Origin of the sequence: Chryseobacterium camelliae (genome assembly GCF_002770595.1) — a bacterium.
GTDB classification, from domain to species: Bacteria; Bacteroidota; Bacteroidia; order Flavobacteriales; family Weeksellaceae; genus Chryseobacterium; species Chryseobacterium camelliae.
The window spans coordinates 3,882,374-3,902,621 of the sequence record NZ_CP022986.1; the positions used below are offsets into that span (position 1 = coordinate 3,882,374).

20 protein-coding genes are annotated in these 20,248 nt (G+C 36.2%); 15 read left to right on the forward strand and 5 right to left on the reverse strand.

All coding sequences use genetic code 11. The annotated features are described in order from the left end of the window. Nucleotides 1-178: 178 nt before the first annotated feature. The 3 genes from CGB83_RS17880 to CGB83_RS20350 all read left to right on the forward strand — a co-directional run bounded on the left by CGB83_RS17880 (nt 179) and on the right by CGB83_RS20350 (nt 2,918). Nucleotides 179-403 carry a helix-turn-helix domain-containing protein gene (locus tag CGB83_RS17880; RefSeq protein ID WP_100077050.1) on the forward strand — a complete coding sequence of 75 codons (225 nt, stop codon included), beginning with the start codon at nt 179-181 and terminating at the stop codon, nt 401-403. Nucleotides 404-765: 362 nt separating this feature from the next. After that, a complete protein-coding gene (locus tag CGB83_RS17885) occupies nt 766-2,049 on the forward strand; it encodes a hypothetical protein (protein WP_100077051.1) in 1,284 nt (427 codons plus the stop codon). A gap of 620 nt (nt 2,050-2,669) precedes the next feature. Then, nucleotides 2,670-2,918: a hypothetical protein gene (locus tag CGB83_RS20350; RefSeq protein WP_100077053.1), complete on the forward strand. Its 249-nt coding sequence runs from the start codon at nt 2,670-2,672 to the stop codon at nt 2,916-2,918. Between the two features lie 851 nt (nt 2,919-3,769). Here the strand turns inward: CGB83_RS20350 and CGB83_RS20355 are convergent. Next, nucleotides 3,770-3,913 (reverse strand): hypothetical protein, encoded by a 144-nt coding sequence (locus CGB83_RS20355; RefSeq protein ID WP_172954721.1) that lies wholly within the window; start codon nt 3,911-3,913, stop codon nt 3,770-3,772. 180 nt (nt 3,914-4,093) lie between these two features. Here CGB83_RS20355 and CGB83_RS17905 point away from each other — a divergent pair, with 180 nt between their 5' ends. From CGB83_RS17905 to CGB83_RS17915, 3 genes are all read left to right on the forward strand, one after another. Beyond that, entirely contained in the window at nt 4,094-5,434 is a 1,341-nt protein-coding gene (locus CGB83_RS17905) for a hypothetical protein (RefSeq protein ID WP_100077055.1), read from the forward strand. Nucleotides 5,435-5,790: 356 nt separating this feature from the next. Then, nucleotides 5,791-6,336 carry a peptidoglycan-binding protein LysM gene (locus tag CGB83_RS17910; RefSeq protein ID WP_100077056.1) on the forward strand — a complete coding sequence of 182 codons (546 nt, stop codon included), beginning with the start codon at nt 5,791-5,793 and terminating at the stop codon, nt 6,334-6,336. A gap of 227 nt (nt 6,337-6,563) precedes the next feature. Further along, nucleotides 6,564-6,800 (forward strand): hypothetical protein, encoded by a 237-nt coding sequence (locus CGB83_RS17915; RefSeq protein ID WP_157761456.1) that lies wholly within the window; start codon nt 6,564-6,566, stop codon nt 6,798-6,800. 65 nt (nt 6,801-6,865) lie between these two features. Here CGB83_RS17915 and CGB83_RS17920 read toward each other — a convergent pair whose 3' ends face one another. Further along, entirely contained in the window at nt 6,866-7,210 is a 345-nt protein-coding gene (locus CGB83_RS17920; protein ID WP_100077650.1) for an EthD domain-containing protein, read from the reverse strand. Between the two features lie 103 nt (nt 7,211-7,313). Between CGB83_RS17920 and CGB83_RS17925 the strand changes: the two genes are divergently transcribed. After that, entirely contained in the window at nt 7,314-7,661 is a 348-nt protein-coding gene (locus tag CGB83_RS17925; protein ID WP_100077058.1) for a winged helix-turn-helix transcriptional regulator, read from the forward strand. 253 nt (nt 7,662-7,914) lie between these two features. Beyond that, complete coding sequence (locus CGB83_RS17930; RefSeq protein ID WP_100077059.1) at nt 7,915-8,460, forward strand: peptidoglycan-binding protein LysM; 546 nt, start codon at nt 7,915-7,917, stop codon at nt 8,458-8,460. A gap of 540 nt (nt 8,461-9,000) precedes the next feature. Here the strand turns inward: CGB83_RS17930 and CGB83_RS17935 are convergent. Both CGB83_RS17935 and CGB83_RS17940 read right to left on the reverse strand, forming a co-directional pair. Beyond that, the gene (locus CGB83_RS17935) at nt 9,001-9,390 is read right to left on the reverse strand and encodes a hypothetical protein (RefSeq protein WP_100077060.1); all 390 of its coding nucleotides are present in this window, start codon (nt 9,388-9,390) and stop codon (nt 9,001-9,003) included. A gap of 6 nt (nt 9,391-9,396) precedes the next feature. After that, nucleotides 9,397-10,665, reverse strand: coding sequence for a hypothetical protein (locus CGB83_RS17940; protein ID WP_100077061.1), 1,269 nt, complete (start codon nt 10,663-10,665; stop codon nt 9,397-9,399). A gap of 227 nt (nt 10,666-10,892) precedes the next feature. Between CGB83_RS17940 and CGB83_RS17945 the strand changes: the two genes are divergently transcribed. From CGB83_RS17945 to CGB83_RS17975, 7 genes are all read left to right on the forward strand, one after another. Beyond that, nucleotides 10,893-11,129 carry a recombinase family protein gene (locus CGB83_RS17945; protein WP_157761457.1) on the forward strand — a complete coding sequence of 79 codons (237 nt, stop codon included), beginning with the start codon at nt 10,893-10,895 and terminating at the stop codon, nt 11,127-11,129. Nucleotides 11,130-11,676: 547 nt separating this feature from the next. Continuing rightward, a complete protein-coding gene (locus CGB83_RS17950; protein WP_100077063.1) occupies nt 11,677-12,222 on the forward strand; it encodes a peptidoglycan-binding protein LysM in 546 nt (181 codons plus the stop codon). A 363-nt stretch (nt 12,223-12,585) separates the two neighbouring features. Further along, complete coding sequence (locus CGB83_RS17955; RefSeq protein ID WP_100077064.1) at nt 12,586-13,350, forward strand: SDR family NAD(P)-dependent oxidoreductase; 765 nt, start codon at nt 12,586-12,588, stop codon at nt 13,348-13,350. A gap of 274 nt (nt 13,351-13,624) precedes the next feature. Beyond that, a complete protein-coding gene (locus CGB83_RS17960; RefSeq protein ID WP_100077065.1) occupies nt 13,625-14,548 on the forward strand; it encodes a helix-turn-helix domain-containing protein in 924 nt (307 codons plus the stop codon). A gap of 192 nt (nt 14,549-14,740) precedes the next feature. Then, complete coding sequence (locus tag CGB83_RS17965) at nt 14,741-17,299, forward strand: glycosyl hydrolase 115 family protein (protein WP_100077066.1); 2,559 nt, start codon at nt 14,741-14,743, stop codon at nt 17,297-17,299. Between the two features lies 1 nt (nt 17,300). Continuing rightward, complete coding sequence (locus tag CGB83_RS17970) at nt 17,301-18,422, forward strand: glycoside hydrolase family 43 protein (protein ID WP_157761458.1); 1,122 nt, start codon at nt 17,301-17,303, stop codon at nt 18,420-18,422. Nucleotides 18,423-18,795: 373 nt separating this feature from the next. Further along, a complete protein-coding gene (locus tag CGB83_RS17975) occupies nt 18,796-19,341 on the forward strand; it encodes a peptidoglycan-binding protein LysM (protein WP_100077063.1) in 546 nt (181 codons plus the stop codon). A 364-nt stretch (nt 19,342-19,705) separates the two neighbouring features. Here the strand turns inward: CGB83_RS17975 and CGB83_RS20360 are convergent, their stop codons facing one another. Continuing rightward, nucleotides 19,706-20,197, reverse strand: a complete 492-nt coding sequence (locus tag CGB83_RS20360) for a DinB family protein (RefSeq protein ID WP_172954722.1) — start codon at nt 20,195-20,197, stop codon at nt 19,706-19,708. Nucleotides 20,198-20,248 lie beyond the last annotated feature (51 nt).

Here is a 20,248-nt window from a genome sequence, read left to right on the forward strand (position 1 = left end):
TACCAGTTTTCTAGTCGAGAATCTAAGCAATAGCTTCGATTATTATTTTTGAAGTATTGCAAAGTTACTTTTATTGTAACCTATTTGGCAAATATAAAACATTTTTCTTTATGTAGTTTAATTAGACTACAAAAATTTATCAGAATCTTATCACTTTGTCTATTCAAAGTTAACCACAATGGATAGAATAGAATTTAGAATAGCATTTGGTAAAAGAGTTGAACTATTTAGAAAAAAGCTTGATTTGAGTTATAGAGGTTTGGCCCAAAAATGTGATGTAGACCATAGTAAGATCAGCAAAATAGAAAAAGGGGAAGTAGATCTTAGAATCTCTACTATTCAAGAGTTAGCTAAAGGTTTAGATGTACATCCACAGGAGCTATTTGATTTTAAATTAACGTAAGAAAAATTATTTTTGAACAATTTTTAATTTGAGAAATGAATAAATACTGACGGGAGTTGGTATTTTTTATTAAAAGAGGGGTCAACGTAAATCCTATAAAATTCAGTAAAAATACTGAGTTTTTCACTTAAGGTTATTTTTAATTTTACTCTGCTGGCGCGAGCGTCTTGCTTGTGCTTAGTATAGAAAAAATAAAGCAAGCTTTTCTTATTTGACCATAAGCGAGACGCTCGCGCCAATAGGGTGAATCTGTAAAGGTTTTTATCTATTCGTCTTCAAATTTATAAATTTTATTAAAATAACTTTAGTAAAAAAATTAAAGCAAATTTATTAATTAAATATCTTTGCAATCAAACAATACCATGGATAATCAATTTACAAATTTATTTTCTAAAATAAATTTTGATCAAATTTTAGGATTTATTTACTTTTTAATTCCAACGATAATAGCAGTTTGGACAGTATATTATATACGAAAGTCCCGCTTTTATTATGTTGAGAGAACAAGTATAAAATTGCATGATGATATTGTAAAAAATATCCCAGATTTAACTATTAAATATAAAGATTCTGAAATCAATGAGAATCTTATTTTTTTTAGAGGTACCATTCTCTTCAAAAGTCATACTGATATAAAAAAAGAAGATATTGATCAGGAAATTACTATTTACTCTCCTGATAGGAATGCTATTTGGAAGCATTTCGAAATAACAAAAGCTAGCGATGATTTTCAACCTACTTTTACTATAAGGGATAATAAAGTTACTATTGATCGTTCTATGCTAAAAATAAATGATTATATAATATTTGCAGGCTTATTAGATTCAAAAAATGTAAATCTTTTTATTTCACATCGTATTTTCAATTTGGTTCCAAAAAGTATTAAGCTTAAAGAATCTGATTTAAAATATTATAAGCAAAGTGGAATTTTCATGACTCTAATATTAGTTACACTTTTTTCTATCAAGCTTTATTTCAATTACAAATCAAAAGAATGGGAAAGGAAAAGAATTAAAGATAATAAAGAATTGGCAGAAGTATATAAAAGTGTTAATGTAGACTTACCACCGGATATTTATGATTATGAAACATTCTTTTTTAAAAATAATGTTAAGATAAAAGTTAAGAAACTCCGGGATTCTTTTAAAAATGCTAAAGATCAACAGATAGATATATTTAATGAAAAAAACTTAAAAGTTACAGATAGCCTTTCAAAAAAATATCTACGTACAAAAAAAGACAAGGATAAAATAGAGGTTCTCAATTCAATAATTGATGGATTTACAAAAGGCCTTCCAATATATAGAAATCCCTATGCTGAACTTGAGAGATTAGGTGAAAAGAAATTAGACACTTTAATAAAGACAAACAAGCTTAAAGAAAATATTTTATATACAATTAATGATTCAATCAAACTAAAGTTTGAAAAAAAAGTTATACCTAAAAAAGATTCATCATCAAAAAACAAAAAATTATCAGAAAGCCCGACAAAATCACTTCCAAAGTATAGAACCTTTTCTGATTACGTTGATATTTTTATGAATTTTTTAGGCTATCTCTTTATTATAATTTTAATTACGATTACGATCTATTGTTGGTTTATGTTCGTTACGTTATCTAGGCTTTTAAAGATTTACCAGAAATAATAAAATAAAAAAAATGAAGAATCAAATTAATTAAACTTAAAGATTAAGATGTATATATTAAAAAATTTTAACTAGGCAATTTTAATAAGAGCGTAACTAATAAATTATTAAAAAATATTTAATCATTTTCTTGGAACACTATGCATGTTAATATTATGAATTAAATAATCTAAAAACAATTTTCATAAAATGATAGCAAAAATTATTGAAAATAAATCATTTCAGTTTATATCAAATAATCTTTCTTTATTATTGGGAACACCTACATTAATAGGTGGTATTAAGCAATTTCATGACTTAATTAGCTTATCCCCATCACTATATAAATTTTTTTCATTTAGCCAATTGATAATTGAAGGTTTTATAATTCTTATTGAATTAGTTACCTTTTATTTTGTGTTTATATTTTATGATATTTTTGTTGAATTTTTAGCAAATCATAGTAGTTCGCAGAGGAAGAAATCTTTTAAAATATTTTTGTTTACATTGTTTATTATATTAGTTTCAGTTTTATCGATATTTATGATATTAAAATTTGGATATAACTTAGATAAATCAAATTACTATATGAAAATTTTTATTTATTTAGGAATTATATTAATTATTTAAATATTATAAATTTGAGTATAGCATTTAGAAAGAAAGAGTCTATCTTATTTTTTTTAGCATTAATTTTGGGATTTGCATTTTTTCCAGAACCAAATAATACGATTGAAAATTTTACAATATTGACAAAGGAAGTAAGTAAAAAATATCCGAAATCTAAGTTAGCTTATTTTAATGATCAATACATCTTTTATGAAATTTCAAAGCACAAATATTTAGTTAGGAAAATTGATGATTTATTTGAGTCGAATATTAATAAATAATCAAAAAAAATTTAGAACATATACCCAGTTGGCTCGAGCGTCTTGCTCGTGCGCAGTATAGAAAAAAAGCTTTTCTTATTTGGCCACGAGTGAGACGCTCGCGCCAGCAGGGGGAATATATTTAAATTAAACATGTATAAAGTTAAGCAAATCAAGGGATGAAAAATGTTACTAAGTGGGTCTCAATCATTTCTTATTTATTAATCATTTTGACAGGATGGATGAGTGGAATTCCATTTATCATATGGTTAATATTTACAGTTTTTGACTTTGGAAATATTGATCAGTTGTTTGCAATATTTGGACTGGTAGGAATTATTTTAAATCTAACTAAATGGAAAACCATAACTAATATTACTATTTTAAGTTTCATACTTATGTTATCACCAATCATTAGCAGATTAGTACAAGTTCCAATTGAAATGTTTGATTATTTAGCATTTCAACTTCCTTTGACGATTTTTATAGTAACCTATTTAACATATATAATAATTAATGCAAGAGAGAAAACTGTTAGGAGCATTTGCAATAAATGGTGATAAATAAAACGTTAGGGAAGTCTTCCCCCTGCTGGCGCGAGCGTCACGCTCGTGCACAGTATAGAAAAAAAATTAAAGCAAGCTTTTATTATTTGGCCACGAGCGTGACGCTCGCGCCAGCAGGGGGGGATTGCAGCTTTAAGTTATTAAATTAACTTCGCATTTCCTAACTTCATTCAGTTTTGCTTACTGAACTTAGCTTCGCTTTACACAACGGTCGAAAGCAACATGACGTTATAGATGTAATCAAATCTCACAAAACGATAAAGAGAACCATCTGACATCTCTTTTTTATGGAATTGTGAAAATATATTATTTCTTCTTCTTTTTATCTGGTCTTTGAGTCAGTGCGGATCCTGCAGCAGTTTTAGCATCCTTGGATGCATCTTTATCTTTTAATGTTTTTGAAGCAGCGGTTCCTGCCTTTTTACCTGTTTGTTCATTTTTCTTTGCCATAGCTATAAATTTTATGAATAAATTTACAAAAAAATATATATTTATAGATATATTCTGCTTTTTTTCTTTGTGAAATGGATAGACGTATCATTTGTGCATAGAACTTAGAACTTTGATGCGGAAACTATAATATCATAGGATGATAATAAAATTTATTAATCTCAAAAAACTAATATTAGCATGTCAATAACTTCTATCGTTAAAATCAGAGAACTTCGAGATGAGATTAGAGAAGAAATAAAAAATGTAGATCTAAAATCATATAAAGATCAAACTTTTGGATCTGAAAGTGAATACACTTACAAAGGAATAATTGCTGGTATTGAAGCATTATTGACCGATTTATCTGCACTAACAAAAAATGAAAGCCGATTTATAAAGTTTTCGACATATAAAGAACGTAATTTATTATCAAGTACATTACAAAATATTAAGTCATTTATTCATGCCCCAGGTAATCTTTATGCACAGGTAGATGAACTAAAAGTTAATTTGCGCTCTTTCAATATCAGATATTTCGAAGATCGATTTATTGAGTTTGATAAAGAAATGGAGGAAGCCAGCAGAATTAAAATCAATATTCAAGAGGATAAATTCGAAATACAGAAAGAAATTGAGGAAATAAAAAGAGAGGCAGAAGAAATAACAAAGAGACAAGAGGAAAGTAAAGAACAACTGGCAAATTTAGACATACAAATTGAGGGACTTCAAAAGAAAAAGGTAGAGCTAGAAGAGGAAATCTTATCTTTAGAAAATAAAAATGAAGAAATTGAAAAGTTAAAAAATTCTTCTATTGATTTTAGTGAAACAATTAAAACTTCGCTTAGCGAGGTGAATTCGAATGAGAAAGTTATTAAAAATTTTGCCACAAACATCCAAAAGTCTGAGGATAGATTAACTAATCTTTCTGCAAAAATGGATTTAAATGAAGAACAGCTAAAAAGCTTCACTAAAGAAAGAGAAAGTTTCCTTAAAGATGCAGAAAAAATGTTAGACTCTGCTCGTCAAGCTCTTAATTATTCGACAGCACAAGGAATAAGTGCAGCTTTTGATACACAACATACTAATTCTCAAGGTTTTTTAAAGGTTGGAGTATGGCTGCTTACAGCAACAGTTTTTATGGTTTTTATAATTGGAATTAGTTATTGGATTCTTTCTGGTCAAAGTATTGAAACCAATGTCTTGATTGGAAGAATTTTAATGATACCAATTTTATCAATTGGTTTGTATTTTTGCATAAGTCAGTACAATAAGCAAAAAACTATTATCGAAGATTATGCATATAAAACGGTAATTGCTAAAGCAATTGTTGGATTCTCAGAGCAAATCAAAAAGAATCAAAATGAAAATACAGATGAGTATGTTACTTATATGAAAACTGCTTTAGCAGAAATTCATCAAGATCCTTTAAGAAAAAGGTCAAAAAATGACTCAATAAATTCACAAAATGATGATGTAGATCCTAACAAAATGTTTGAATTGTTTCAAAAATTTTCAGAAATTTTTAAGCCTAAGTCGTAAACTATAATCTCCAAAAAAACCGATTAAATAAATGTTGTATTTTTACCGCGGAATGATTTGGTAGTGAATTGCTCATTATGGCCGTAATAGTTCTGTAAATTTGCTGAGAATTATTTAATTTCCTGTGAATGTTAATTTTATCTTACGACAGATTTTATAATAAAAATAAATACTAATTTTATATAAGCCCTCAACACTTCAGAGTGTTGAGGGTTTTTCTATTAACGAATACGTGTAGTTATTTTACTACATCAACTTCCATATTCCACTACAAAGAACATTTTACCGCAGCCGTAGATTTGTATTGTTCAAAAGAGGACAATTAATCAGGAATAAAAAAATAAAATAATATTATCATGACAAAACACATCGCCATAGCAGCCTTAACGATCACAGCTTTCATCTTAGGAACGAATAATGCCCAGGCTCAGAATACAACTGCCACCACTACGGTAAACATCACCCTGAATGATGTCATCTCTATCGATGCGGGAAGTACGGCCATCGGGAATACGGTAGACTTCAACTATGCTACTGCAGCGGATTATAACTCTGATCAGACGATTACCAAAGCCAACTCTTTAAAAGTAACTTCAACGAAGAACTTTAATGTTAAGGTAAAGGCAGGAGGGGCAAGCTTCGTTAATGGAACCAACCTGATCCCTGTCAATGTCCTGACCATCAAAGCCGCTACCGCTTCCGGAACTATGGGCGGAACAAAAAGCGCGGTGGTTTTATCTGCAACAGACCAGACTTTAGTATCCAATGCTCCGCTGGGAAGCGCCTTAACCCTGAATTTGGACTACACGATTCCAGCCGCAAAATCCTCATCCTCTGACATCTTAGGTAAACCGGCCGGAACGTATACACAAACCGTAACGTATACCGCAACAGCTTTATAAATAATTTTTTTTCATATTAATATTTTGTGATTTGGTGTGTCAAAGGCTTCCTACGGGAGGCCTTTGATTTTTGTATGTGTTAACACTGATATAGAGAACATTCAAAATCCGGGAGTCAGTGTCTGTAAGCATCTGTGTTTTTGGGCATTTAAAACTGATTAATTCCCTCTCGTTCGCGCGAGCGTCACGCTCGTGCTCAGTAAAAAAATAAAGAAGGCTTTTCTTATTTGGTCACGAGCGAGACGCTCGCGCCAGCAGGGGAATTTACGCAGGTTCCTCCCGAAATGCTGTATCAGCAGAGTGAAACGTTTGCAAAATTGGTAGAGATGACTGCCAAAGAAGGTGATGACCCTATCAATTACGAATTAATCTCATCATGGATGCCGAAACTGACAAGTTGTGATGAGTGGCTGGATTCTGAAGGCGTGCCGAAAATAAGGGAACTGCAATCTGCAGCTAAATGAATCCTATAAAATTCATAACGCACATTTGCTATCAGTCTGATGTACGTTATGAATAAAGTGAGCGGTTATATAGCCGCTTTAACGATGGTTTCCTTATTTGCCATTGCAATATAGTTTACCGTGTCAAAGAAATTGGGCTCATCGGGATGAACCTTGGTTAAATAGTTTTCTGAATTGAAAAAAGTATTAAAATCCTCAAATGAGTCAAACGAGATTTCCACCACGGCATCATACAAAGGCTTGGGAAAACCTTCTGCAACGATAGGATGGTTTACGACATATTTTCTGACATAAAGTTCTGTCTCCGGGATGGAACAGAATAAAGGGGCGTGTATGTTCTTATGATAATCTATAAATTCTTCAAGGCTCATACCTGGTAGCTTCTGTACCAAAAACGTAAATTTGATCATTATTTCTTTTTTTATAATCTGATGCAATATTATTGGATTATGATATGCCAGTCAATTACGCACAAATTTGTGCGGATATATTTATAATTTATTAATCGAGTTTATGTACAAAAAGAAAATGCCTGTCAGAACCGAATGTGGATTGCATCTGTTTAAAGAGTTTTTGAGTGGAAAATGGAAATTGATGCTGCTGTTTTATATCTCAGAAGGCATTATAAGGCCCGGTGCGCTGCAAAAAAAAATAGCCGCAGACAGAAGAGTAATGACGAAGCAACTGGATGAGCTGTTGCAGGATGGGTTCATCACAAAATGTTCATACGAAACGAAAATTCCTAAAGTTGAATATCAGTTGACACCTCTTGGGAAGAGTCTGTTGCCTTTGATCATGAGCTTGGAGGAATGGGGCGAAAGTAACAGGACCGTTTTAGAGGCAGCGCTTACCGGTAAATAAGGATAAAATCTTTTCAAAATAGTATCGTACAAACAGTAACTTATACCACGACAGCTGTATAATTGAATAACAGCAATTTAAATACGCCCTCAACATGCAAAGTATTGGGGGCTTTTCTATTAATGAATACGTGTAGTTATTTTACTACATCAACTTCCAGTTTCCACTACAAAGAAACTTTTATGGCCGCCGTAGATTTGTATTGTTCAAAAGAGGACAATTAATCAGGAATAAAAAATAAAATAATACGATCATGACAAAACAAATCGCCATAGCAGCTTTAACCATCGGAGCTTTCATCTTAGGAACGAATAATGCCCAGGCTCAGAATACCACTGCCACCACTACGGTAAACATTACCCTGAACGATGTTATTTCTATTGATGCGGGAAGTACGGCCATCGGAAATACGGTTGACTTCAACTATGCTACCGCAGCGGATTATAACTCTGATCAGACCATTACCAAAGCCAACTCTTTAAAGGTGACTTCAACGAAGAACTTTAATGTTAAGGTAAAGGCAGGGGGAGCAAGCTTCGTTAATGGAACCAACCTGATCCCTGTCAATGTCCTGACCATCAAAGCCGCTTCCGCTTCCGGAACCATGGGTGGAACAAAAAGCGCAGTGGTTTTATCTGCAACAGACCAGACTTTAGTATCCAATGCTCCGCTGGGAAGTGCATTGACCCTGAACCTGGACTACACGATTCCAGCCGCGAAATCATCATCTGCTGATATCTTAGGTAAACCAGCCGGAACGTATACACAAACCGTAACGTATACGGCAACAGCTTTATAATAAACTTTTTTTCATATTAATATTTTGTGATTTGGTGTGTCGAAGGCTTTCTACGGGAGGCCTTTGATTTTGTGTGTCTTGATACCGATATAGAGAACATTCAAATCCGGGAATAAGGAGTTATAAGCGGTAAGGCAGAATCTATTTTTCAGGAAATTTATATCTGATTGATATATCAAAACAAATATTCAGTACATTGATCGGCATAGACAGGAAATCCGCACATTCCTAAAGATAAGAAAGCTGGATTACTACAAGGCACTTTCTCCTTTAGTATATGCTCACATAAATCCATATGGAGTTTTTGATCTCAATAGAAATGAGCGGTTAAGCATTACAGACAGTTAATTTATTTTTTAATAAGTTAGTGTACTTATATAATTTATTTTTTTCTATTTCTCATTTATCAATATAATAGTCGCTCATTTAAGCGACTATTATATTTAACTGTTAAATAACTATACACATATTAGGTATTCATTTTTTACTTCGGCAAATATTGGCTTATATGTTAATATATTCTTCTTAAAATATGTGAACTTAATTAATATAAAGTATGGTTAAATTCAGATATTTTGATAACATGCCTGAATTACTCATGTTTTTATTATAATTTCTGTCTATTTTTTTTGAAGTATTAGGATCTGTATTTAAAAACAATTTATTTGTTTCAGAATCATGATCTTTAATGAAAATTATTACTTTAGTGTCTTTATCATTAAATCTTAAAGAAATACGATTCATCTCCTCGCTCCATCCTCCATAGAAGCTAGCTGCCTTTATATCTATCTTTAGATCATTTATTAAATCTATTACTTTTTTATTTTTATAATATTCCTTATTATGCTTTAAAGGTAAATTTGCTTGTGCTTTTATATTAAATGCAGCTAAGAGTAATACTACTATAAATAGTTTTATTGATTTTTTCATAATAATTTAAGGGCATTGAGATTGAGAATATGAGTTATTTCCATTATTGGTAGCATTTACTTTTTTAAAATTTCCATTGGAATCCATTTTTGTAAGTGCTATTCCTGTATTATATTTATCCAATACATAAGATAACGCTATTTCAGCATTACTATAAAAATATGCATCGTCCCAATCAGTATATACAGCTCCTGAAAAGTTAGGGGCAAACCCCGGAACTTGACTGGGTGGATAATTGCTTAAAAAATTGGCGAATGCTCCAGCATTGGTAACTGTTAAAGCATAAACCGTACCATCCGGAAGTACTACATACCTGGTCCCAAACGTACTGTGCTGACTTGCGTAAGTCATCATACTGTATACGTCTCCCGCTGAAGGAGGGGTATTTTGCGGATGATTATGCATATCGGCTGTAGGATAATTAAAAGGATTATTGACATTACCGGATGTAGCGCCCAAAGGTTGAACACCAGTTGACTGCAAAGGTCCATTAGGGGAATTAACCCCAAAGCCTACACCATTCTCTCCACCATTTTGAGCTAACCCATTCAATACTCCTTGTTTTGCTGAAGAGAATTTAGGATCCTTTGCTATATCACTCGCTTTCTTTGATCCAGCTTCTGCTTTCTTGCAAGGGTCCTCCTGTGGGTTAGAAGGAGGATTAATGACAACCGGAGGAGGAATTGGGGGAGGAGTTGGATTTGTTGGTCCTCCTCCAGAGGGTGGTGGTATTACTACTTCATCAATGCTACCATGGCATTTTTTGCATGCAGGAGAATCCATCGGACCAGAACCTCCTTTACCAACTTCCTCAATGAATTGTCCATTAACAATCCGTTTTTTATATCTGAATGAACCTTCTAATGCTATATAAGATACGGTTCCAGACATTTTCTCCATGATCTTATGAGCGCTAAGGAAATAATCTTCTATAGAAAATGCGGTATCGGATTTGAACTTCCAGAGATGTCCGGTTATCTTATTATTATCGATCCTAAAAGTCAATTCCTCAATCAAATCTGTCTCATCACTTTTGATCGGGACGGTAATAAGAATAAGGTTTCCTTTATCCTGATAAGTTCTGGCATTTTCCCATAAAATATTCTTTCCTAAAATAATATTTTTATCCTGCAAATATGTATTCTTAATATATGAGAGTGGGTTGTGACCAGCTTCAACAGTTTCATTCTCTAAAGGCTCATGTGAACAGGAAGATAATGAAAAGCACCAAAAGTAACTTAAGATAATAAAAAACAATAAATTTTTCCCTTTCATTTAATTAAATTTTCAGGACAAAGATATATATTAATTCATGAAGGTGGAGTATTTAACATGGTACACCTATCCTGAACTGCTATTGTATCGGTGCATTATTTATCAGAATTTGCAAAATAATTGAATGTGAAAATTTTAGCTTGGTTTATCGAAAATGAATCCGGCGTAAAGCTTTGGCGTCCGGAACTTTTCAGACTCTTACATACTGCAGAACCGGGGGTGCAATTTTGATTGAGCAGATTGACAGGATATCCAGGTTGTCTGAAGAGGACTGGAGTAAATTAGAATCTATCATATTCGATATTCGTATAAAAATAATATCTCTGGATCTGCCCACTAGGCATGCTTTTGCTAAGATAGATGATGAATTTCAAAGATGGGTATTATTAGCTGTCAATACAATGATGCTCGATATCCTTGCTGCTACCGCAATAAAAGATTATACAGATAGGAGGCGTAGATAAGCTGATGGAGTACTAAAGGCTAAAAAAGGAAAAATGCAGACTACATAAAAAGATTCAGAGTTTTTAGAGGTAGGAAAAAGCTATACTGAAATTCTGTTCACCCTGTTGGCGCGAGCGTCACGCTCGTGCTTAGTATAGAAAAAAATAAAGCAAGATTTTCTTATTTGGCCACGAGCGTCACGATTGTATTAGCATGAAGTTATTAAATATACTAATGGTTAATTAATACATAAATGCCAGTAGTTTAGTCATCATCTCTAAAAATTTTGATGTAAAAGTCAATCTGATGGTGCAGATTTGTAAATAGTGCACACATTACCTAGTAGATGTATTACAGATCACAGCAACTGTATAATAAAAACAAACAGCAATTTAAATACGCCCTCAACATGCAAAGTATTAGGGGCTTTTCTATTAACCAATACGTGTAGTTATTTTACTACATCAACTTCCAGTTTCCACTACAGAGAAACTTTTATCGCCGCCGTAGATTTGTATTGTTCAAAAGAGGACAATTAATTAAGAATAAAATTAAATACATATTATCATGACAAAACAAATCGCCATAGCAGCCTTAACGATCACAGCTTTCATCTTAGGAACCAACAATGCCCAGGCTCAGAATACCACTGCTACCACAACGGTAAACATCACCCTGAACGATGTTATTTCTATTGATGCGGGAAGTACGGCCATCGGGAATACGGTTGATTTCAACTATGCTACCGCAGCAGACTACAACTCTGATCAGACGATTACCAAAGCCAACTCTTTAAAGGTGACTTCAACGAAGAACTTTAATGTAAAAGTAAAAGCAGGAGGGGCAAGCTTCGTCAATGGAACCAACCTGATCCCTGTCAATGTTCTGACCATCAAAGCTGCTTCCGCTTCCGGAACTATGGGCGGAACAAAAAGCGCGGTGGTTTTATCTGCAACGGACCAGACTTTGGTATCCAACGCTCCGCTGGGAAGCGCATTGACCCTGAACCTTGACTATACCATTCCAGCCGCGAAATCATCATCTTCCGATATCTTAGGGAAACCGGCCGGAACGTACACGCAAACCGTAACCTATACAGCAACAGCTTTATAATAAACTTTTTTTCATATTAATATTTTGTGATTTGGTGTGTCGAAGGCTTCCTATGGGAGGCCTTTGATTTTGTATGTACTGATACCGATATGGAGAACATTCAAAATCCGTGAATAAGGATCTGTCAGCTATAAAGTAGAATTTTTGTTTTGGACATTTAAATCTGGTTAATTTATCACACCCAACATTCAGTAAATGTATTAAGCCGTTTGAAATCTTTTTTAAAGGTATCAAATCTCAAAAAAAGAGTACTATAGGCTATTATTAAAATACTTGTTTTTGGCTACAACCAGGCAGGTTTTGGCTACATTTTCAATACAGTGTCATTTTACCTTTGCCTCAGATTAATATAAAAAAATAAGTATGTCATCTAAAAGCAAAATTGCAATCGTTACAGGTGGAAGCCGTGGTTTGGGAAAAGATATGGTCCTTAGTCTTGCAAAAAATGGGTTGGATATCGTTTTTACCTACAACAGCCAAAAAGAAGCGGCTGACGAAGTTGTAAAGCAAATTAAAGGACTGGGCCGCCGGGGAATGGCATTGAAACTTGATGTTTCAGATTCTTCTGGTTTTGATACATTTGTGGAAAATCTAACCTCTGAATTACAGTCCCATTTTGGCACCGACAGGTTTGATTTTCTTATCAATAATGCCGGTTTTATGCATTATGCTGACTATGAAAATGTAACCGAGGAACAATTTACGGAAATGGAAAATGTACACTTTAAAGGGCCGTTTTTCCTTACCCAAAAACTGTTGCCTCAAATCAATGATTTTGGAGGTATTGTGAATGTTTCTTCGGGTATTACACGTTTTACCATTCCTGGTTTTGCAGTCTATGCCGCGTTTAAAAGTGCTATGGAAACGTTGACGAAATTTCAGGCCAAAGAATTGGGAAGCAGAAGCATCAGAGTAAATGTTATAGCCCCCGGACCAATTGAAACCGATATTATGGGAGGTGCTGTCCGGGATAATGCAGAGATGAATAAGCATTTGGCATCTCAGACTGCCTTGGGAAGGGTTGGGCTTCCGGAAGATATCGGTGGCGTAGTAGCTTTCCTGTGCAGTGATGCTGCCGGTTGGGTCAATGCTCAGCGTATTGAAATCTCAGGAGGATCCAATCTTTAATCACTGAATCAGGGTATATAAAGAGCGTACCTTTTTTAAAGCATTACAAATTTGTTACATCAACATAGTGCCGCCCCGGATCATCAAAAATTTATGTGCTGTTGTATGAGTTTCATTATTTAAAGGAAAATGGCTTATGCGATGCATTCGGAATATTGTTTCTGAATTTTAACGGAAAGTACATGAGTGCAATAATTCAATTATTTTTCAGGCTCAATGCCTTTTTTTGAACTGTTCGCTCAGCAACAGGCACATAAATTTTAAATTTGCATCTATGGAAATCGTAAGAATAAGGTCAATTACCGAATATCACCGGGTAAGAGGGCTTCCCAAGCCTGAACATCCCTTAATCAGCCTCGTTGATTATTCGCAGCTGCAGCTTCCCGAAAATATCGAGGAGGTGAATATCGTTATGGATTTTTATTCGATTGCTTTAAAACGGGATGTCGGGACAAAGCTCTACTATGGCCAGCAAATTTATGATTTTGATGAAGGACTGATGTTTTTTATTGCACCGGGCCAGGTTTTCCGGATAGAAAGAAGTCCGGATTCATCTGGCAGTGAATGCAGCAGCGGGTGCGGTTACCTGTTGCAGGTCCATCCTGATTTTTTTTGGGGATCTCCACTATCCAAGAATATTAAAAATTATTCCTTTTTCGATTATTCGATTCATGAAGCACTATTCCTTTACAATAAGGAAGAAACAGTCATTCTTAATATTTTGGAAAATATCAGGCAGGAATATCATGCGAATATTGATGGTTACTCTCAGGGGATCATCGTCGCTCAGATCGAATTGTTGCTCAAATACTGTGAACGGTTTTACAACCGGCAGTTTATTACCAGAAAAATCAGCAGCCATCAAATGCTGACAAAAGTCGAAAACTTCCTGAATTCCTATTTCTCGGCCGACGAACAGCCGGACCGGGGCCTTCTTTCGGTAAAAACAGTGGCTGGTGCCATGAATGTGTCCTCCGATTACCTCAGCGGTCTGTTGAAACAGCTCACGGGTAAAAATGCTCAGGAACACATCCATGAGAAATTAATCGAAAAGGCAAAAGAGAAATTATCTACCACCAATCTGTCAGTAAGTGAGATTGCATTTGAGTTGGGATTTGAGCATCCCCAGTCTTTCAGCAAACTTTTTAAGATAAAGACGAAACTGTCGCCATTAGGATTCAGAAAATCATTTAATTAAAAGAGCTGCCATGTAATTTGGTAGAGCGCACATCATAATGGACGCTAAAATTGAACCCTTTCTATTGATTTTAGAAGTATAATTTAATAAGTGTATAAAATACAAATAAAAATATTATCTTTCGGGGATCAAAGCAGATGTCCGGAACTCAAAATGATGAAATTACATTAATTACAAAAATTAGTAATTCTCATGATATCCAGAATTTATCTTTTAATAGTGCCCTGTACTTTCTTTCTGTGTCTAGCTGCAATGGTTTCTGCGCAACAAACTTCAGGCCTCAGTAAAAATATTATTTCGGAAGAAACTGGTTTCCCGATTGTTTCAAAAGAAGGAAAACCGGCAGATCTGGTGTATGACCAGTCCGAAAATATTGCTGTGGTCCGTGCCGTAAAAGATTTACAGTCGGATATTCAGAAAGTAACCGGAAAATTACCAGAGATTTCCTCCGCAGGCAATCCCGGTAATTTTGAGATCATCATCGGGACAGCAGGGAGCAGTAAGCAGATCGATCACTTTATTTCCTCAAAAAAAATCAATCCCAAAGACCTGAAAGGAAAATGGGAAAGCTTTGTCATTACCACCGTACATTCAGGTTCCAAAAAACAGCTTATCGTTGCAGGCAGCGACAGGAGAGGAACAATATATGGAATTTATGAACTGTCCAGGCAGTTGGGCGTTTCGCCGTGGCATTACTGGAATGATGTCCCTGTTCAGAAAAGGTCTTCGGCCTACGTGATTCCCGGATATTTTGCTTCCGGCGAACCCAAAGTAAAATACCGCGGTATTTTCATCAATGATGAAGAACCGGCTTTCGGGACCTGGGCAAGGACCAGGTTCGGGGGAGTCAACAGCAAAATGTATTCACATATGTTCGAGCTTCTGCTTCGTCTCCGGGCCAATTACCTGTGGCCTGCCATGTGGGGAAAAGCCTTTAATGAAGATGACCCGCTCAATCCCAAAACGGCTGATGAATACGGAATCGTTATGGGAACTTCGCATCACGAGCCTATGATGCGTGCCCAGAAAGAATGGGAAAATCACCGCAAGGAATACGGAAACGGCGAATGGAACTACCATACCAATAAAGAAGCTATTCTCAGATTCTGGGAAGATGGTTTCCGGCGAAATAAAAACTATGATAATCTCGTAACGATGGGGATGCGGGGCGACGGGGATGAACCGATGCACGATCTGGGAAGTATGGAAGCGAATTTCAGACAACTGGAGCAGATCATGCAGGATCAGAGGAAAATCATCGGAAAAGTAACCGGAAAGCCGGTGAAGGATACCCCTCAGATGTGGGCGCTCTACAGCGAGGTGCTCGAATATTACGATAAGGGAATAAAAGTTCCGGATGACGTGATTGTCCTGCTTTGTGATGATAACTGGGGAAATGTGCGGAGGCTGCCCGAACTGAATGCCAAAAAACATCCGGGCGGTTACGGGATGTATTACCACGTCGACCTTCACGGCGCACCCAGAGCCTATCAGTGGCTCAACATGACGCAGATCCCTCATATGTGGGAGCAGCTGCAGCTCACCTACAGTTACGGTGTAGATAAAATCTGGATCCTGAATGTCGGAGATCTGAAGCCCAACGAATATCCGATGGACTTTTTCCTGAATATGGCATGGAACCCTGCTTCTTTCACCCAGGACAACCTTGCAGGTTACTCCCTGAAGTTTACGGAAGAACACTTCGGTAAAGAACAGGCTAAAGAAGCCGCGGACATCATAAATCTATACTGTAAGTACAACGCCAGGGTTTCTGCAGAAATGCTCAGCGAAAAAACCTACAATCTTCAAAGCGGTGAATTTTTGCAGGTAAAAGATGCCTACCTGGCTTTGGAAACAAGGGCATTGCGGCAATTTTCAACTATAGACCAGGCGTATAAAGACACCTATAAACAGATTGTACTGCATCCCGTTCGTGCCATGGCGAATCTCTACGACCTGTATTATTCAGTTGCCATGAATCATCAGCTGGCTCAGGAGAAAGATCCGAAAGCCAATGACTGGGCAGATCATGCCGACGAATGTTTTGCCAGGGATGCCGGCTACACCAGGGATTACAATCTGAATATTTCCAATGGAAAATGGAATCACATGATGGACCAGACCCACATCGGCTACACCTCCTGGGATGAACCGAAAGCAGGGAATGTAAAACCGGTGGTGTACAGGATTACAGAACAGGACGCAAAAGCAGGAGGGTATGTTTTTGAAGAAAAAAATGGGGTGGTTGTGATGGAAGCCGAACATTTCTATAAAGCCGAAGCAGCAGCAAAATCAAAATGGACCGTGATTCCGGATCTGGGAAGAACACTTTCCGGGATGGCGCTGATGCCTTACACGGAAACAACGGACGGAGCTTCAGTCAGTTATCAATTCAAATTAAAAGATAACCCCTCTGAAGTAAAAATCCATTTCTTTTTCGATTCTACGCTTCCGTTTAAAAAAGGCGGGCACAGCATCAAAGCCGATATGAATAAGAAGGATTCCAAAACCATCGGGATCAACCAGGATCTGACCTGGGCAAACAATTATTCTAAAATGTATCCCGCAGCCGCAGCAAGACTGGTGGAAAAAGTAGAGTCTTTCACACTACCTGAAAACAACAACGGAATTCATACTTTAACGATCGAACCGCTCGACCCGGGAATCGTTCTGTATAAAATCGTGATTGACAACGGCGGCTATGAGGAAACTTATCTGAAAATGAATGAAAGCCCATATAAAAGAAATTGATATGAAAAAAAATTTAAACAATATCCTGACAGCGGTCCTATTCATTTTTCTGATGAATAAAAACTTTGCACAGACAGCTAGCAGTAAAAATGCAGCGAAAAAAGAATTCCGCTATACCAATCCTGTGACCAGGGATTCCGCGATTTCCATGCGCGATCATTTTATTATCAAAGAAGGGGATACCTGGTATTGCGTAGGAACTTCCAACCCGGTCTGGGAAGGGCAGAATCCGGGAGTCCGGCTTTTGGTTTCAAAGGATTTGCTCCACTGGAAGCAGCATTCCTTTTTGATTGATGCTAAAAAACTGCCTCCCAACACCCCATACAACGGAAGATTCTGGGCACCCGAAATTCATAAAATAAAAGGAAAATTCTATATGACGGTGAACAGCGGCCAGGTGACTCAAAAAGATCCAAAAGGAATGGCCACACACGGCATCTGGCTTTTCTCTTCCGATAAAGTTACGGGCCCTTACACATTACTTAACGGTCCGCTCACGCCACAATATAACAATGATGCTACATTGTTTGAAGATGAAGACGGTCAGGTGTATTTATACTGCAGCGGTAATGGACTGTTTCAGGCTAAAATCGACTTAAAAACAGGAAAGCTTACCACTCCGATTCAAAAATTCCTGGATAAGAAACAGCCTGGATGGCCCGATTGGATGCAGGGAGGCATTGAAGGCCCTTTTGTCATCAAAAAAGAGGGGACTTATTTTATGTTTTTCTCGACCTGGACGAGAGGATATGAAGTGGCTTTACTTAAATCCAAAAATCCGATGGGTCCCTGGGAACTTGCTTCTCCGGAACCAATTTTCGGAACCCGTAAAAGAGGATACCGACAGGCCATGGCCAAAGAAAACGGTTACGAAAACCTGGAATTTACCGATACACCGGATCCTTATCAGGAAACAGGGCACAATGCTTTATTTATTGGCCCTGACGGGAATTTATGGAATTCATGCCATTATTTCATGGATGAAAAACGGCCGTATCCGTACAGCCAGACCTTTCAACCTTGGGAACTGGGTCCGCAAATGGGAATCGAGCCGGTACATTACAGGAACGGAATGTTCTTTATCGACGGACCAACCTGGACGGAACAAGTCATTAAGTATTAGTGTAAAAGATTGAAATTTATTTAAATTTTTACCTTTTATAGATTGTCTGTTGTAATGATAAATTTACAAATACATTGGTGTCATAAAACAATGATAACAAATTTACCAACTGTAAATATCTTTTGTGAAACCTAAAGAAAATTATACGCAAATGGTAATTTAGATTACGACAGCTGTATAATAAGAATAACAGCAATTTAAATATGCCCTCAACATGCAAAGTGTTGGGGGCTTTTCTATTAACGAATACGTGTAGTTATTTTACTACATCAACTTCCAGTTTCCACTACAAAGAAACTTTTATGGCCGCCGTAGATTTGTATTGTTCAAAAGAGGACAATTAATCAGGAATAAAAAATAAAATAATACGATCATGACAAAACAAATCGCCATAGCAGCCTTAACGATCACAGCTTTCATCTTAGGAACCAACAATGCCCAGGCTCAAAACACGACCGCTACCACAACGGTAAACATCACCCTGAACGATGTTATCTCTATCGACGCGGGAAGTACGGCCATCGGGAATACGGTTGACTTCAATTATGCCACTGCAGCAGACTACAACTCTGACCAGACGATTACCAAAGCCAATTCTTTAAAAGTGACTTCAACGAAGAACTTTAATGTTAAGGTAAAGGCAGGGGGAGCAAGCTTTGTTAACGGAACCAACCTGATCCCTGTCAATGTCCTGACCATAAAAGCCGCTTCCGCTTCCGGAACTATGGGCGGGACAAAAAGCGCGGTGGTTTTATCTGCAACGGACCAGACTTTAGTATCCAATGCTCCGCTGGGAAGCGCATTGACCCTGAACCTGGACTACACGATTCCGGCAGCAAAATCATCATCTTCCGATATCTTAGGTAAACCGGCCGGAACGTATACACAAACCGTAACGTATACCGCAACAGCTTTATAATAAACTTTTTTTCATATTAATATTTTGTGATTTGGTGTGTCAAAGGCTTCCTACGGGAGGCCTTTGATTTTGTGTGTATGGATACCGAAATAGAGAACATTCGAAATCCGGGAATAAGGAGCTGTCAGCGGTAAGGCAGAATTTAGGTTTTGGATATTTAAATCCGATTAATTCATCACTAAATATTCAGTAAATCTATCAGGCCTTTTAATATCTTTTTTAGAGGTATCAAATCTAAAAAAAAGATTACATAAATGTATTTTTACCGCAGAATGGTTGCCAATGGATGGCCGATTATGGCCACAAAGGTTCTGTAAATTGGCCGCAGAATTATTTAATTTCCTGCGAATGGTAATTTATTTTTCTATTCGTCAGCTTCCATCTTAACCAGTGCATTTTCAATCTGCCTTCGATGCCTTAAAATATGGACAATAGCATGTTCCAACATCTGTTCTACATCGTATTGCTGTCCCCACATTGTGTTTATCTTTTTCGATTGATCAAACTCTTCCAGGATAATATCTGGATTTCTGGTGAAAAAATCAACATTATATTTCAGCGCTTCCCTGAGTTGTAAGATATAAGGGGAAATGTGGTCAAACTGCAACCGTTCCGGCCTGACCGTTTCCAGCCCAATTGAATTTTCAATATACACTGCATAACTGAACATCGAGGCGGTTACATGCGTTAAAATGGTTTGAATGGAAATACAGTCCGGATCTGAGCTTTTCGGCTCAATGGTTGTAGTCAGTTGACGCTGGCTGATTGGAATGATTACCGTAATCAGCTCGTCAACAGCCTTTTTATATTCATCCATGAGTGCAGCAATCGCGCCTGTAAGATTATGGGCTTCCATTAAACAAATATAATTGTTTTTTTTAAATCTATTTGGATAATACAACCCTCG

Excerpts from the sequence above, each read along its gene's own strand:
- CGB83_RS17880 (WP_100077050.1), top strand. The coding sequence starts at position 179 with ATGGATAGAATAGAATTTAGAATAGCATTTGGTAAAAGAGTTGAACTA.
- CGB83_RS17885 (WP_100077051.1), top strand. The coding sequence starts at position 766 with ATGGATAATCAATTTACAAATTTATTTTCTAAAATAAATTTTGATCAA.
- CGB83_RS20355 (WP_172954721.1), bottom strand. The coding sequence starts at position 3,913 with ATGGCAAAGAAAAATGAACAAACAGGTAAAAAGGCAGGAACCGCTGCT.
- CGB83_RS17905 (WP_100077055.1), top strand. The coding sequence starts at position 4,094 with ATGTCAATAACTTCTATCGTTAAAATCAGAGAACTTCGAGATGAGATT.
- CGB83_RS17910 (WP_100077056.1), top strand. The coding sequence starts at position 5,791 with ATGACAAAACACATCGCCATAGCAGCCTTAACGATCACAGCTTTCATC.
- CGB83_RS17920 (WP_100077650.1), bottom strand. The coding sequence starts at position 7,210 with ATGATCAAATTTACGTTTTTGGTACAGAAGCTACCAGGTATGAGCCTT.
- CGB83_RS17925 (WP_100077058.1), top strand. The coding sequence starts at position 7,314 with ATGTACAAAAAGAAAATGCCTGTCAGAACCGAATGTGGATTGCATCTG.
- CGB83_RS17930 (WP_100077059.1), top strand. The coding sequence starts at position 7,915 with ATGACAAAACAAATCGCCATAGCAGCTTTAACCATCGGAGCTTTCATC.
- CGB83_RS17935 (WP_100077060.1), bottom strand. The coding sequence starts at position 9,390 with ATGAAAAAATCAATAAAACTATTTATAGTAGTATTACTCTTAGCTGCA.
- CGB83_RS17940 (WP_100077061.1), bottom strand. The coding sequence starts at position 10,665 with ATGAAAGGGAAAAATTTATTGTTTTTTATTATCTTAAGTTACTTTTGG.
- CGB83_RS17950 (WP_100077063.1), top strand. The coding sequence starts at position 11,677 with ATGACAAAACAAATCGCCATAGCAGCCTTAACGATCACAGCTTTCATC.
- CGB83_RS17955 (WP_100077064.1), top strand. The coding sequence starts at position 12,586 with ATGTCATCTAAAAGCAAAATTGCAATCGTTACAGGTGGAAGCCGTGGT.
- CGB83_RS17960 (WP_100077065.1), top strand. The coding sequence starts at position 13,625 with ATGGAAATCGTAAGAATAAGGTCAATTACCGAATATCACCGGGTAAGA.
- CGB83_RS17965 (WP_100077066.1), top strand. The coding sequence starts at position 14,741 with ATGATATCCAGAATTTATCTTTTAATAGTGCCCTGTACTTTCTTTCTG.
- CGB83_RS17970 (WP_157761458.1), top strand. The coding sequence starts at position 17,301 with ATGAAAAAAAATTTAAACAATATCCTGACAGCGGTCCTATTCATTTTT.
- CGB83_RS17975 (WP_100077063.1), top strand. The coding sequence starts at position 18,796 with ATGACAAAACAAATCGCCATAGCAGCCTTAACGATCACAGCTTTCATC.
- CGB83_RS20360 (WP_172954722.1), bottom strand. The coding sequence starts at position 20,197 with ATGGAAGCCCATAATCTTACAGGCGCGATTGCTGCACTCATGGATGAA.